This is a genomic window from Tangfeifania diversioriginum, assembly GCF_900141875.1.
Classification (GTDB): domain Bacteria; phylum Bacteroidota; class Bacteroidia; order Bacteroidales; family Prolixibacteraceae; genus Tangfeifania; species Tangfeifania diversioriginum.
This window is the reverse complement of sequence record NZ_FQZE01000002.1, coordinates 123,421-138,891: the sequence shown is the minus strand read 5'-3', so window position 1 is coordinate 138,891 and position 15,471 is coordinate 123,421. Positions and strand designations below refer to the sequence as shown.

Genomic DNA, 15,471 nt, shown 5'->3' with positions numbered 1-15,471 from the left:
ATGGCAAAAAAAGTACTGATTGTGGGCAGTGGGCTTGCCGGGCTGGCAGCAGCTCTTCGCCTTTCACGACGCGGATTCCAGGTGGAACTGGTTGAAAAAAACAACAAAGCCGGCGGCCGTTTAAACCAGTTGAAAAAAGATGGTTTTACCTTTGATGTAGGTCCGAGTTTTTTCAGCATGTCCTACGAATTTGACGAATTCATTAAAGATGCCGGAATTGAAATGCCATTCAAATTTGTTGAGCTCGATCCACTTTACACTGTTAACTTTCTTTCTACAGGTAAAACCTACACCATGTATAAAGATTTGGCAAAACTGGCCGAAGAATTCAAAGATGTTGAACCCGACTTAGAGGAAAAAATTAAAAAATACCTTTCGGCAGGCCAGAAACTTTTTGATGGCACCGTTGACCTGGTGGTTCGCCGAAATTACAACTCGCTGATGCATTATTTTTTTACACTAATGCAGGCCCCGCCCACACTTTTACCTGTGCTTTTCCGCAGTTTCTGGCAGCAGGTTTCTACCTATTTTACTTCCGAGGAAGTGAAGCAGATTTTATCATTGGTCGCCTTTTTTGTGGGCCGCACACCATTCGACACACCTGCAATTTATTCAATGCTTTCGTACACCGAATTTATCCACAACGGCTATTTTAACGTGGAAGGCGGCATGTACAAAATTGTGGAAGGATTGTGCGATGAGCTAAAAAAACAAAACATAAAGATTCATTACAATACCGAAATTACTGGATTTAAAGCTTCAAAAAACCAACTGGAATACCTTACTGACTCCAACGGAAAAAAATGGGAAGCCGACATATTTCTTGTTAATGCCGATGCAGCCTGGTTCAGGGGACATATTTTTAACCGTCCTTCATTCGCTGAAGAAAAGCTCGATAAAATGAAATGGACGATGGGAACCCTTACTTTTTACCTGGGCATAAGTGAAAAATTGCAGAACGTAAAACACCACAATTATTATTTGGGAAGTAATTTTAAGGAGTATGCAAACAAAATTTTCACTAATCCCGACTCATTTGAAAAACCCTACTATTATGTGAATGTGCTGTCGCATTCCAACAGCGACTGCGCCCCCGAAGGTTGTGAAAGCCTGTTTTTTGTTTGTCCGGTTCCCGATTTGCGATACAAGTCCAACTGGAACGACCGCGAAGAAATTGTGAACAGCATCATCAGCGATTTCAGCAAACGGGTGGGGGTTGATATTCAGCAAAAAATTATAACCCAAACCATTTACACGCCCGAAGAATGGCGCGACCAGTTTAACTTGCACAAAGGAAGTGCACTCGGGCTGGCCCACGACATGAACCAGATTGGAGGGTTCAGACCAAAAAATTATGACGAAGAATTTAAAAATGTATTTTACGCAGGAGCTTCAACCTTGCCGGGCACGGGGTTGCCCATGGTGATAATTAGCTCGAAACTGGCTGTTGAACGAATTGAAAAACACAATGCAACTGTATGATAAAAATGCTTTCGATTGCAGCAGAATAACTGCAAACAATTACAGCACATCGTTTTCGCTTGGCATAAAGTTGTTTAAAAAAAAATACAGGCCGGGCATTTACGGCATATACGGCTTTGTGCGTTTTGCCGATGAAATTGTTGACACTTTTCATAATCACAACCAGAAAAAACTATTAATAAACCTGCGCGAGGAAACTTATAAAGCCATTAACGACCAATTCAGTACCAATCCCATTCTGCACAGTTTTCAGTATGTGGTGAATGAATATAATATCGACCATGAATATATTGATGCCTTCCTGAACAGTATGGAAATGGATCTGACACATCAAGAGTACAACCAGGAGGAAATCAGCCGCTACATTTACGGTTCGGCAGAGGTGGTGGCCCTGATGTGCCTGCGGGTGTTTTACAAAAATCGTAATAAGGAATTTGACAAACTGGTTCATCCCGCCCGAAAGCTAGGCGAAGCTTTCCAGAAAGTGAATTTTTTACGAGATATTCGTGCCGATTACATTGAAAACAAGCGAATCTACTTCCCGGGAATTGAGTTTGAAAATTTTTCGGAAGAACAGAAAAAAGAGATTGAAAACGATATTGCTGCAGACTTTGAAGAAGCCCTTTCCGGAATAAAAGAACTGAACAGAGATGTCAGGCTGGGCGTTTTTCTTGCCTATACTTATTACCTTAAGCTACTTGAAAAAATAAAAAAAACCACTGCCGACGATATTTTGACACAACGCTACCGGATTTCCAATCCAACAAAACTGATGCTTTTTGTAAATAACCTGATCAGACATAAATTGGGAATGATTTGATTACTATCGAAATTCTGTTTTCAAAAAAGCTTGTCTTTAAACAGGTCATAAATCAGTTTCTGTTCAAAAAAATTCACGACCTTTACATTCTTTAATAAAAAAATGAATACGGATGGAGGAACTCAACCCACATATCCGGACAGAAAGAGGTAGATGAAATGAAAAAAGTTTTGATTTTGGGGGCAGGCAGGATTGCAGGTCCCATAGCACATTATTTGCTCGACAACAATTTTAACATTACAATAGCCAGCCGCACACAGGCAAAAGCCGATAAAATTATCAGTTCACAGCAAGGCGGCACAGCCGTTTCGTGGACAATTGACAACACAGAACTGCTGGATAAACTGATAGCCGAACATGATATAACCGTAAGTCTGCTTCCCGCCGAGCATCATGTTAAAGTTGCCCGGCATTGTCTGGAACACAAGAAAAATTTGGTTACAACATCCTACGTTTCAGCGGAAATGCAAAAATTACATGCCGGTGCTCAGCAAGCGGGCCTGTTATTTTTGAATGAAATTGGCGTTGATCCCGGGTTGGACCACATGACCGTCAAACGCATTATCGACAAAGTACATCAAGATGGGGGAAAGATAAATGAGCTTTACTCCCTTTGCGGGGCTTTACCAGCTCCTGAAGAAGCCGATAATCCTTTTGGTTATAAATTCTCATGGTCGCCACAGGGTGTTTTAAAGGCCAGTAATAATGGGGCAACCTTTTTAAAAGACAGTGAGGTGGTTGAAATCCCCACAGAAGACTTGTTTAAAAATCCGTTGAAAATCGATTTCCCCGAAGCGGGCAATATGGAGGTTTATCCCAACCGCAATTCGCTGAATTACATTGAAAATTACGGGATACAAGAAGCCCGGACTGTTTACAGGGGAACATTCAGGCATCCTCACTGGTGCGAAGCCATGGATGTAATCAAATCGCTCGGTTTGCTTTCGCATGAAATACAAAACTTTGAAGGGAAAAACTTCAAAGAAATTGTTTCAGAAAAAATTGGCGTTTATCCCAAAAACGTGAAAGAAAAACTGGCAGGAACGTTAAACCTCGAATTGGATCATCCGGCAATTTTTGCTTTGGACTGGCTTGGCTATTTCGACAATAACATGATAAATCTGAAAGAAGGTTCAACTTTCGACCTCACTGCCATGTTAATGTTACAAAAGATGATGCTGCCCGAAGGAGCCCGCGATATGGTGGTGATGCTGCATTCCTTTTTAATTGAAAATTCGAAAGGGGAGAAAGAGGTTATTCAGTCGCGAATGCTCGATTTTTCGACAGCAGAATACACATCAATAGCGCGCACTGTTGCGCTGCCGGCCGCAGTTGCCGTAAAACTGATTTTGAACGGAAAAATTAATAATACAGGCGTTCAGATTCCCGTTATAAAAAGTATTTACGAGCCGGTATTAAACGAACTGGAAACCCTCGGAATTAAAATAAATGAAGAGTGGGGCCTGCCCGAAAGCGCTAAGTTAAACTAACGACAAAACGCATGGAAGCAACTAAAAGAATTTATATTTTCCTGATTATTGTAACCCTGGTAATGGTGCTGATTTATGCACAGGGAATCATCATTCCTTTCATTCTTGCCATCCTGTTTTTATTCCTCATACGGGTTATCAGAAACATTCTTTCAAAAATTAAATACGTAGGCAGGCTGCCCCAATGGGTGCTAACAATCATATCATCCGTGCTTTTGCTTACTTTTCTGGTTTTTACTGTGGAAATGATAAGCCAGAACATTCAGCAGCTATCGAAGACTTTGCCGGTTTACGAGGCCAATGTAAATAAAATAACCAATTCCATAAGCCAGCAATTCAACGTGGATTTATCATCGCTTCTGAGTGATTTTGCCGATGAATTAAATTTTGGAGGCATTCTTTCAAAAATATTCTCTACACTTACCGGGCTGTTTGGCGATGCTTTCATGGTTTTTCTCTACTTAATTTTTCTTTTACTCGAAGAACCCATTCTGCCCAAAAAAGTAAAAGCCATGTACCCCGACCAGAAAAGTTACAACAGAATTAACGGCCTGATAAAAAAAATTGACAAATCGGTAAGTAACTATATAGCTGTAAAAACTCTTGTCAGCCTGATAACCGGGATGCTGAGTTATTTTGTGTTGCTGATTATTGGTGTGGATGCCCCGCTTTTCTGGTCGTTCCTGATTTTTGTGCTGAATTTCATCCCATCCATTGGGTCGCTGATAGCAACTCTTTTCCCTACCATTTTTGCCATGCTTCAGTTTGGAGACATAACACCAGCAATTCTGGTACTGGCAATTGTGGGCGCCATCCAGCTTATTATGGGGAACCTTGTTGAACCGCGCATTATGGGCACTTCGCTGAACATCAGCCCCCTGGTGGTTTTTCTTACACTTGCGCTATGGGGAGTTATGTGGGGTGTTACGGGAATGCTACTCAGTGTCCCCATTACGGTAATCATTATAATAATCATGTCTGAATTTCCTGATACCCGGCCAATTGCGGTACTTCTCAGCCAGCAGGGAAAAATAAACAAAAAAGAAGAGAAATGATTTTATCCCGGGTTTCGTTTGTTTTAATTCATCTGGCTTTTAACCGAACAATTTACTGAACACCAAAGACATCTACTACAAAATAGAGAATTGAGAAGACTATAATCAGGAAAATAACACCTGAGAAAAGCAGCATGTATTTTTGAATCTGCCGGTTCCGTCGCTCCAATGATTTCAGCTGGGTGATTTTTCCTATGCGGTCCATCACCTTGTCCAGTGTAATTTTATCTTTAATAATATAATCGTAAGCACCATACTTTATGGTATTTACAGCCACTTCCATGCTTTCGTTATTGGTAAGAAAAACAAATTCCGGCTCCGGATTAACTTTTTTCACATTACGCAAAACGTCGAGTCCATTCATATTTTCCAAAAAATAATCCTGAATAATTATCTCAGGCTTTTCGCCTTTTTTAATGGATTTCACGCACTCTTCACCCGAAAAAAATGCCTTAACATTGGTGTACTGCTGCTTTTTCAAATACTCGGTAATCAGCTTATTGTAAACCTTATTGTCTTCTACCACATAAATAAGTTGATTCTTTTTGGCTGTCATAATTTCATTATTTAGGTTTGATTTCAGATAGGCTAAAGATAAACATTTTATCAATAGCACATTCAAAGCCTCCTGTTACCAAAAACAATTAATCCATAAGAAACGAAGTCATTTTTTTGAGTTTGGATTTGATTCTTGAGCTTTGAAATTTGACCGCATCATTCTTTAATACGTGCTATTTCAAACGGAACAGCATATTTTGCGGGTGTCATTTCATGCCTGTAAAATTTTGAATACTGACAGGTTAACTCCACGCCAAAATAAAAAATGATGGACACAAAATATATCCAAATCAGAATAACCACAAACGAACTGGCAGTCCCGTAAACCACTCCAAGATTGCTGTTCCCGATAAATAAACCAATTGCATATTTTCCCACCGCAAACAATACAGAGGTAAAAACGGCTCCAAACCAGCTGGCACTCCACCTCACCTGTACATCAGGAAGGAAACGGTAAATAAAAGTAAAAACGGTGGCTATAATTACCAGCGATAGTAATGCATTCAGAATTTGGGCCACCACCACAAAATCGGGGCTGAACCGGTCAGAAAGGAAATCTTTCAGAAAGCCGATTGAAGCGTCAACAACTAGCGAAACCAGCAACACAAACCCTAAACTCAAAATAACCCCAAACGATAAAGCACGGGTTTTCAGCAGGTTTAAAACACTCATTTTCAAATTCGTCCTGATTTTTATCCGCCAGATGTAATTGATGGAATTTTGCATGGCACTGAAAAGAGTTGTAGCCGAAACCAGGAAAAACCCAATCCCGATTATTGTTCCCAGGCTACTGTTTTCAGCAATTTTGTAATTTGTAATGGCATTTCGTAAAACCCGCGTACTTTCCGAGCCAAGGAGCAGGTTAATTTCATCAAACAATTTTTCGCGAATGGCATCGTCTCCGGCAAAATATCCAAAAACTGAAATAATGATGATAAGTATCGGTGCCATCGAAAAAATGGCAAAAAATGCAGTTGTCCCCGCGTGTTCAATGGGCCGGTTGGCGTTAAAATGCAAAAGTGCTTTTTTTACTATTTTAAAACCATCGGTAATTTTTGTAACCAAGTTATTTTTGTACATTTTTCCCACTATTAACACAGGTTCAAATCGATAAACAATTTGAAAAAACTATGCCATGCGCAAAAAAAGCCTAAAAAGCCCAAAGGGCACTTACAATCTGAAAAGACTTGTTGTATTTTTCCTTAAAGTTGTGGAAAAGTGTGGAATTTTATCCACGAAAAAGATTTAAATTACCGCTTATTTGAATATTCTGACAGTGGTACAAATTTGGTAACCAATCAACATTTACATTGTTGCTATTTCAAAAATTATTTGAAACCTTTTTGAGGAGATTGAAAATTAACTTATGCGAATCCGGTTTTTAACTTTCATAGTTTCCATTTTACTTGTTTGCGGAAATATTTTCAGCCTGCAAGGACAGGAAAATTATGAAGTTCGTCGAATAACTTTTCAGGGAAACAAAACGCTCGACAAAGATTTCCTACTGGACAAAATGGCGTTAAAAGAAGTTTCTTATCTCGAAAAAGTTTTCACCGAAAAAGAACCTTTTTTATACAGCGAAGAGCTGGTTAACCTGGATCTGGAACGCCTCATCCGGATTTATCAAAGCGAAGGTTTTTTAAATGCCCGGGCAGCGCTTCATCCACTAAAAACAAATGAAAAAAAGCAAACTCTGAAATTAACAATTAATGTTGACGAGGGCGAACCGGTTGTAACCGATAGTGTTTCAATTACCATTCAAAGTAAAACGGAAAACATTGACAGCCTGGTTGAAACAGAAAAAATAACAAAAGAGCTGGAATTAGTTGAAGGAAAGCGGTTTCGCGACGAAGCCATAAATAATGATCTCCGCATAATTGAGGATGCGTTAAAAAGTCAGGGATACGCTTACGCCACTGCCACCTATAATTTAAACCTTAAGCTGGATAACAACAGTACGGGTATTCATTACTCCGTCAATCCCGGTCCCAAGTCGTACATCGGAGAAACTACCATATCAGGCAACAAAAATGTTTCGGAAGAATTCATAAAAAAACAGCTGAAGTATTCCGATGGTGATTTATACAGCAAATCGGTTTTAAATGAAACCCGGCAAAATCTTTATCGGCTGCGTATGTTCAGGGTGGTTTCCGTTAATCCCGAAAAAGTGCCCGAAACGCAAAAAAGCCCCATCCCCGTTTCGGTTTATATTGAAGAAGCTCCCCGTCTGAACACGAGACTTGGTGCTGGGTACGGTACGGAGGATAAATTCAGGGCATTTGTCGATTTAAGTTACCATGGATTTTTGGGAAGTGCCCGCCGTCTCAATCTGTACCTGAAACACTCGGCACTCGAGCCCTACTCTGCCCGGTTGAGCTGGATTCAGCCACAGTTTTTGGGCATGAACAGCTCCATCTCTCTTAATCCGTTTATCAACCGAAAAGAAGAACCCGGCTACACCACCCGGACATGGGGAGTTAATGTGCCATATACCTATAATTTTAATCCCCGGCTAAACAGCAAACTCACCTACTATTTCGAAGATGTGGAACAGCTACTTGAAGCCGGCGACGAAGAGTTTTCAGATTTTGAAAGCGATAAATTTCCTTACAAAAAATCAGGGGTTTTGCTCAGCACTGTTTTCGATAATTCCACCCCCAGGTTTTCTCCGTCTAAGGGGATGAACGTTTCGTTTGGTTTTAAAGTGAACGGTTATTTGTTTGGAAGTGATTTTAACTACACCAAGCTGTGGGCCGATTTCAGAACTTACCGGAAAACCGGCGACGTAATTCTGGCTTTCAGATTGATGGCCGGGGGAATCAATTCGTCTGACAGCCGGCAATTCATCCCGGTTGAAGACCGTTTTTACTCGGGCGGCAGCAACTCCATCCGTGGCTGGAACCGTTCCGACCTCGGCCCGAAACGCGAAAGCGGGACTCCGCTGGGCGGGAAAAGTATTTTCGAAAGTAATTTTGAAGTACGCTACCCCCTGTTTTGGCGGCTCAGCCTCGTGGCATTTTTCGAGGCAGGCAATGTTTGGGAAGAAGCTTACAATTATAATTTCAACGATTTGGGATATGCTGCCGGTTCGGGAATAAGAATCGATACTCCCATTGGCCCGGTGCGTTTCGATGCAGGGTTTCCGTTGTGGAACGAGAAAAAAAGGCCACAATTTTTTATAAGCGTGGGACAGGCATTTTAAAATAATTTTTACATCAATGAGAAAAGGCTTAAAATACAGTTTACTTTCGGTGGGAGGACTCCTCCTTCTGGTGGTGATTGTGTTGACTGCAACGGCCTTGCTCATTCAGACCGAACCGGCCAAAAGAAAAATTTCTTCACTTGCAGAAAAGCAGTCCACCCGCTTCCTGAACGGCGAACTGCAAATTGGCAAAATCGAAGGCAACTTTTTCACGCATCTCTCGATAAACAATATTTTACTGAAAACTGAAAATGATACGTTGGCCAGCATTGAAAAAATTGAGCTGGATTATAGCCTTTGGCCACTGCTTGCCGGAAAGCTGGACATCCACTCAGCCGGGTTGCAAACTCCACGCTTATTCCTCAGGCAAAATTCAGATTCTGTCTGGAATTTCCAGCAGCTCATAAAACCCGGCGCCGAAGAAAGCGAAACTTCTGAAGAACCGGGTTCTTTTGAAATTAACCTGGGAAAATTTAAGCTCACAAACGGAAACATAAAAACCGAAGCGCTGGACACCATTATTCCCAAAGAAATCAGCAACCTGAACAGTGAACTTTCATTCCAAATGACTGAAGAAAGCCAGGAGCTGGGACTGCATTCATTTACATTTTCAACTCGCCAGCCCGATTTTAGCATGAAACAGCTGAAATTTAATTTAACGCGTGACACCGATTTCATCGAATTACGAGATTTTTATGTTGAAACAGGAAGAAATTCCATGGAAGGAATGGCCGAGATAGAATCCGATTCACTGAAAAACGGGACGGCAAATTTCGAAACCGCCGCGTTTGACATTTCTGAATTCAGCTATTTTTTGCCTTCGCTGACGCTGCCTGCCCGGCCTTCTGTAAAATTAACGGCAAACGTGGAACAAAATGCGGCAAAAGCTACAATCCAACTATCCGACCAGGACCAACAAATTCTCATCAACGCCGGCACCTCCAACCTGCAGAATTATCTTTCTGAACAAACTGACATTCAACCCGATTATCAACTCACCGTTGATTTCAAAAACGTTGAACTGGGCTACTGGCTCAACAATCCTGATTTAATGTATTTCCTGAACGGAACCCTGGAAGCAAACGGGCGTGGGTTTGACCCGAAAACCGCCAGCAGTAAAATTAGCGGACAGTTGAACAACTGGGTTATTGAAAACAGGCAGATCGACCGGCTCAATTTCAAACTAAACCTGAAAAACGGAAATGTGGCAGGCAATTTCCGGGGACATGGAAATTTCGGTTCCTTTAATCTGGTGCACAACATTCAAAACTTCGCTGAAAAACCAGAATACAAGCTGGATCTTTCCACCCGCAACCTCAATTTGGCTCGCCTCACCGGAATCGACAGTCTTTATTCAAACCTAAATTTACAAGCTACTGCCACGGGAACCGAATTCGATCCTGAGAAATTGAATGCCTATGTTATAATTTCCGGAAATGGTTCAGAATTTCAGCACATTCAGATTGATTCACTGCATGCAGCCGGCAATTTTAAAACCCAAAACATTAATCTCGATTCGTTGAGGCTAAAAACGCAAATGGCCCGGATTGAAGCCAGCGGAGTGTATAGTTTAACGTCAAATTCCGATCTGCAACTTTCAGCAGAAATTGACAGCCTCAATGAATTCAGTGCGTACCTGGCCGGGATAGACGTAAACACCAGCGGGAAATTGACTGCAAGCCTTTACGGCAGGCCCGATTCCTTGAACCTGGAATCGAACGTTGAGCTAAACTCCACACGGTACGGGGACATTCTGCTGGAACAACTTCAACTGGCAGCCACCGGATGGATTACAAAAACCGACACCATGCTTAGCGCTCGAATTTTCGCAGGTGGGCTGGGATCGGGCAACCTGAAAGTGGATTCCATAACAGCAAATATTGATGGCAACACAGATTCACTATTCCTGGATGCCCGGCTTCAGGCTTCAGAATTAACGACCAGCCTGCAGACCGGCATTGTTCCGGGAGAAAAAACGAGGTTCACGCTAAATAGCTGGGAAACCCGGTTTCAGGACCAGCAGTGGAAGTTGCAAAACGCACCAGCCACCATCGAATTCGATTCAGTAAATTATACGTTGAATAATTTTAGGTTGGCTTCTGGCAACGCCGATTCGATGCAGGTTATCAGTGCAAACGGAATAATAAGTCTCCGGGAGGAAGAGGACTTCACCCTGGAAATTAGCCGGCTGGATATTGGAAAGCTGAGCCAATTGCTGGAGCTGGAATACCCTGTTACTTCCCTGTTCAACGCAAAGATAAACGTAAGCGGCAACGCACAATCACCCGTCCTCAACGCCAGGTATTCAATTTCTGATGCATCTTTGGCCGGATATGAATTTACCGGTTTCGACGGAAATCTGGATTACAGCGAAAACGAATTTCAGTTTGAAACCAATATTTTTTCAGAAGACAGCGGAAAAGTTGAACTGACCGCAAAACTGCCGGTGCAGGTGCGACTCGATTCGATGATGTTTGGTTTTAACAGCAACAATTCTGTCAACGCACAAATGAACATCACAAATTTATCGGCCGCAATTTTGCAAAAAATGGATATCATCGATGATTTTTCAGGCTTTCTGGAAAGTGAATTTAGCCTTTCCGGAACTATGAAATCGCCGCTGGCAAACGGTAATTTTTCTGTTAACGAAGCTAACTTCAGAGATTATGCCTTCCCAAAAATAGATGGCAATTTCAATTTCCGGGAAAATCAGTTATCGGCTGAATCGGAAATAATAACTGAAGACGATGGTGAATTTAATTTTTCAGCTTCGCTTCCTGTTCAATATGAACCGAATTCGTTAAGTTTTAAATTTAATCCTGACGATTCAATCAATGGCCAGGTTGATTTGAAGAACTTTTCGCTGGCGATATTAGAAACAATTCATCCTTCTGCAACAATAAACGGCCAGGTTAACGGCGAAATGGCAGTTACAGGCACTGCAAACTCACCACAACCAGAAGGAAATTTCAGGTTGGCTGATGCCTCTTTTAAATTGAGTGAATACGGTATCGATTATGAAAAAATCAAGCTGAACCTGAACTTCCTGCGCGATAGAGTTAAAGTGGATTCATTCAGGATTATGAGTGCTGACGGGAGCCTCACCGGGCAGGGAGAAGTTAATTTTGAATCAGAATTGTACAAAGGAGACCTCAGCCAGTCGGAGATTAAACTTGTATTTGATAAGTTCAATCCGTTTGACCACCGCAGTTTTAACATGCAGGTTTCAGGAAATGCAAGCCTTGGCGGTGAAAAAGATAATCTGGTTTACGGTGGTAATTTAAACATTCCCCAGGCTGAAATTTATCTGCCGGCAATTCTTCGCATGATGGGAAAACTAAATGTGCCTGAAATGCCCAAACCAATCCTGGCCAGGGAAGCCGAAAAGTTATCGCTTTATAAAGATTCAACAACCTTCACCAATCCAGAGCCTGAGCCTGCACTGACAGACTCTGTGAATTTTGAATTCCTCGATAAACTCCGGGGCAGGCTGGGTGTAAAAATTCCCAAAAACACCTGGATTAAAAATGACGACATGCGCATTGAAATTTCAGGTGATGTGGAACTTGTAAAAAACGGGGAGTTTTTTGAATTATTCGGTGCGGTGGATGTGGTGCGCGGGCAGTACGATTTACTGGGCAAAACATTTGTTATTGACGACGGAACAATCAGCTTCCAGGGAGGCGAGGAGATGATGCCCACAATGAACATCACTGCCTCATATCGATTCAGAAATGCACAGCGTGCCGAGCAGGTGCTTACTGTTAACATTTCAGGAACGGCCGAATCACCCGAAGTGAGTTTCAAATTAGATGACAGCTCCATAAGCGAAGGGGATGCACTTTCGTATATTATTTTCGGGAAAAGCATGAACGAATTAACCATCGACGAGCAAAACAACGTGGCCGGGGCTGGTGGCGGAAGCCTGGCCGGAAAAGCAGCCGCTTCAATCTTGTCATCGCAGATAACAAATTTCCTCGGCGACAAACTGAATGTGGATTATATTGAAGTGAAAAGCGATGGTAGTTTTGACAACGCTACAGTGGTAGTGGGCAAATACATCACCAACGACCTTTTTGTGAGTTATGAGCAGCGTTTTGGCGAAACAGACGAAACAAACATGGCAAAATATGAAGTGAAACTGGAATACGAACTATTCCGTTTTCTGTTTTTTGAGCTTAATAACTCCTCCAACGACAGCGGTTTTGATGTGATCCTGAAATTTGATATGGAGTAATCGCCACCCGCCAAGCCGCTGCACGCGGCTCGGCGGGTAAAACACACCGACAAAAAGAACAAACCCCCAAAAACCTCAAAACCACCGTTCCCAACTTACCCGTCAAGCGAGCCGTAGCCGCTGGACGGTTTCCGCACAGCCGCTCCAAGCGGCTCGGCGGATAAAACACACCGGCAAAAAAAACAAACCCAAAATCCCCAAACCCACCATTCCAACCCTACCCGTCAAGCGGACCATAGCCGCTGGACGGCTCCAAACAGCCGCTGGACGGATCAATCAAAACAAACGCTTCAGCAACTCCTCTTCAACAAATAGTTGCGACTGCTCATAAAACCCTTCCGGTTCAAGCTCAACAAAATGAAAAGCCAACTCCTTTTTTACCAACCTGCCATCTCTCATTCCTGCATAATCGCGAAACGAGGAAAACTCCCAATCTTCTAATTTTGAAACCAATCCGGCAATAACCGGGTTTTGGTGGATATAAAGAAAACACGCGGTTGCATAATCAAGCTGGTTGCCAGCGCCACCCGCCCGGCGGTTCGATCCGCCTGGCGGATAATACGCCTCATTCAACATTTTCGCTTTGGTTTTATGCGCAAACAAATTCCCCCTTCTTCCTTCCTGCCGGTTAATCGCCTGAGTGTAACTGCTCAAAACAATTCCAAAATTCTTCGATAAAACCTGCAAGTCCGGGCGATGTTTCTCATTCGCGTTTTTGCAACTTTCTTCTGTTGCCTGTAACATAAAATGAAAATGGTTGGGCATCAGCACCCACGCCAGCACATTGCATACCGGTGCAACAAAATTTTGAATCTTCGAAAGGAAAAAAAGGTAATTCCCCCGAGAATAAAAAACCGTGTCGTTCGACCGGTTGTAAATGTGATAAACGCCATCTTGTTCGAAATACATTTTTTTGAAATTAAATATACGGATTTCCCCGCACAGCCGCACCTACCCGCTCGGCGGGTAAAAACACCCACCCGCACAGCGGTTCCAAACCGCTTGGCGGATAAAGCACACGAGCAAAAAGAACAAACCAGATAAAAACCCAATTGCCAAAATAACTACCCGTCACGGTTGCCACCCGCACAGCCGCTACAAGCGGCTCGGCGGATAAAGAACACGGGCAAAAAAATAAAACATAAAAAAACCCCAAAACCACCTTTCCAAACTTATCCGTCAAGCGGGCCGTAGCCGCTGGACGGTTACATAGCGCTGGACGGTACTACTACTGCCACCCACTCATTCCCACCGGGTGTTTTCAGGGTTACAATTCCGCCACCGTCAATCTCTTTTTCGCTGTGCCATTCTCCGGATCGCACGTTCATCCATTTCAACGAAAATGCTGAATTGTATTCTGTCAAATCGACCTCCACTTCTCCGGCATCAGGAAAAAAAACGACATACTTTTCTCCCGGCTTTGCTGCGAGGTAAGCTTCATTTTCTTCCCTCCCCGAAAGTAAATCATTGTTTGGGTTTACGTCCCAAAATTTCACAATCGACTCAACTTTACGAGCCGCCTTTACCGAGTTCATGGAAAGTTCGGACAACCCCAGCCCGGAATTAGGCCGGTGAAAGCGGGCTGAAGCAGCTCCTCCAACCAGATGCCGCCACCAGCTGTCAATGGCATTGTTGCTATTACCGTGACGGCCACCGTCGGCACCATACGTTTTTACGGTGTTGACTGGGCGTGGATGGCCGGCAATGTACTTCCGCACCCACTGAAAATTGTCCCAGTGCGTTTGGTCACGCTGGTGATTATTCTGCGAAACATCACAATAGGCATACAACTCAGGATGGTCGAACGTGCGTTTATGGTTCTCCGATTTCAAATCCCAGTTGTCCCACATTTCAGTTACAAAAACAGTTTTGCCTTGCTTTTCAGCTTCATCCAAAATAAATTGGGCCCAATAAACAGCCCACTCTTCTTCTGCCGAAGTTTCATTGTCCATGCAGTAAAGCACGTGGTCGTATTTTAAGGAATAGGAAAGCATTTTTTCTACGAACTGTCGTTGAAATTTCAGCAAAACCTCGTTATTCTGCTGTTTTGGTGTGGTAAAGAAAAACGGCTGCTTGTTACGTCCCGGATGGTCGGGATATTCACCGGCCAGTCCCGATTCTTCATACGAATAATTCACATTATTTGCCGGATTCCAGGGATGTGGCGGCCAATTGTTTCGGGTATAATCAAAGCGATCCCACACTTCAATCTGAACAATGATATCGCGTTTGGCTGTTTCATTCAAAAAGAATTTAAAACGCTGCCAGTAGGCTTCGTTCCACTGGTTCAAATCATATTTGCCGTTTTCCAGTTTTTTAAACGGATAAAGCTCAAAACCACGGTCGTTGCGGTCGCTCATTGTGTTGCGCACATAGTTGGCTCCTATGTTTTTCATGGAGTCGAGGTGCGGCACCAGCATTTTGGCGGGCCACTGAAACAGGTTGTCGTCGCTGCTGGCACCGAGCAATAACACTGGTTCACCCTTGAATTGCCAGTACCAGGAGTTTTCATCCCATGGCTGAATGCCCCGGGCTGCGGCCTGTTTATTTTGAAAACCTACAAAAAAAAGAACTCCTGAAACAAACGGTAAAAAATACTTTCGAAACATGATCAATAACTTTTATTT

General features: G+C 42.8%; 10 protein-coding genes. 6 read left to right on the top strand and 4 right to left on the bottom strand.

Features of this window, described 5'->3' with window-relative positions; all coding sequences use genetic code 11:
* The 4 genes from BUC07_RS01805 to BUC07_RS01790 all read left to right on the top strand — a co-directional run bounded on the left by BUC07_RS01805 (position 1) and on the right by BUC07_RS01790 (position 4,847).
* Positions 1–1,482 carry a phytoene desaturase family protein gene (locus BUC07_RS01805; RefSeq protein WP_073164667.1) on the top strand — a complete coding sequence of 494 codons (1,482 nt, stop codon included), beginning with the start codon at positions 1–3 and terminating at the stop codon, positions 1,480–1,482.
* A complete protein-coding gene (locus BUC07_RS01800) occupies positions 1,469–2,302 on the top strand; it encodes a phytoene/squalene synthase family protein (protein WP_073164665.1) in 834 nt (277 codons plus the stop codon). Before BUC07_RS01805 ends, BUC07_RS01800 begins: the two co-directional genes overlap by 14 nt.
* A 158-nt stretch (positions 2,303–2,460) precedes the next feature.
* Entirely contained in the window at positions 2,461–3,792 is a 1,332-nt protein-coding gene (locus BUC07_RS01795; protein WP_073164663.1) for a saccharopine dehydrogenase C-terminal domain-containing protein, read from the top strand.
* Positions 3,793–3,803: 11 nt separating this feature from the next.
* A complete protein-coding gene (locus BUC07_RS01790; protein ID WP_073164661.1) occupies positions 3,804–4,847 on the top strand; it encodes an AI-2E family transporter in 1,044 nt (347 codons plus the stop codon).
* A gap of 52 nt (positions 4,848–4,899) precedes the next feature.
* Here the strand turns inward: BUC07_RS01790 and BUC07_RS01785 are convergent, their stop codons facing one another.
* Both BUC07_RS01785 and BUC07_RS01780 read right to left on the bottom strand, forming a co-directional pair.
* Positions 4,900–5,403, bottom strand: coding sequence for a response regulator (locus BUC07_RS01785; RefSeq protein ID WP_073164660.1), 504 nt, complete (start codon positions 5,401–5,403; stop codon positions 4,900–4,902).
* 158 nt (positions 5,404–5,561) lie between these two features.
* On the bottom strand, positions 5,562–6,485 hold the full coding sequence (locus BUC07_RS01780) for a YihY/virulence factor BrkB family protein (protein WP_073164997.1): 924 nt from the start codon (positions 6,483–6,485) through the stop codon (positions 5,562–5,564).
* Positions 6,486–6,771: 286 nt separating this feature from the next.
* Between BUC07_RS01780 and bamA the strand changes: the two genes are divergently transcribed.
* Entirely contained in the window at positions 6,772–8,607 is a 1,836-nt protein-coding gene (gene bamA / locus BUC07_RS01775) for an outer membrane protein assembly factor BamA (RefSeq protein WP_073164657.1), read from the top strand.
* Positions 8,608–8,623: 16 nt separating this feature from the next.
* The gene (locus BUC07_RS01770; protein WP_073164654.1) at positions 8,624–12,844 is read left to right on the top strand and encodes a translocation/assembly module TamB; all 4,221 of its coding nucleotides are present in this window, start codon (positions 8,624–8,626) and stop codon (positions 12,842–12,844) included.
* A 276-nt stretch (positions 12,845–13,120) separates the two neighbouring features.
* Here the strand turns inward: BUC07_RS01770 and BUC07_RS01765 are convergent, their stop codons facing one another.
* Both BUC07_RS01765 and BUC07_RS01755 read right to left on the bottom strand, forming a co-directional pair.
* On the bottom strand, positions 13,121–13,753 hold the full coding sequence (locus BUC07_RS01765) for a hypothetical protein (RefSeq protein ID WP_073164651.1): 633 nt from the start codon (positions 13,751–13,753) through the stop codon (positions 13,121–13,123).
* A gap of 296 nt (positions 13,754–14,049) precedes the next feature.
* Positions 14,050–15,453, bottom strand: a complete 1,404-nt coding sequence (locus tag BUC07_RS01755; protein ID WP_073164646.1) for a putative collagen-binding domain-containing protein — start codon at positions 15,451–15,453, stop codon at positions 14,050–14,052.
* Positions 15,454–15,471 lie beyond the last annotated feature (18 nt).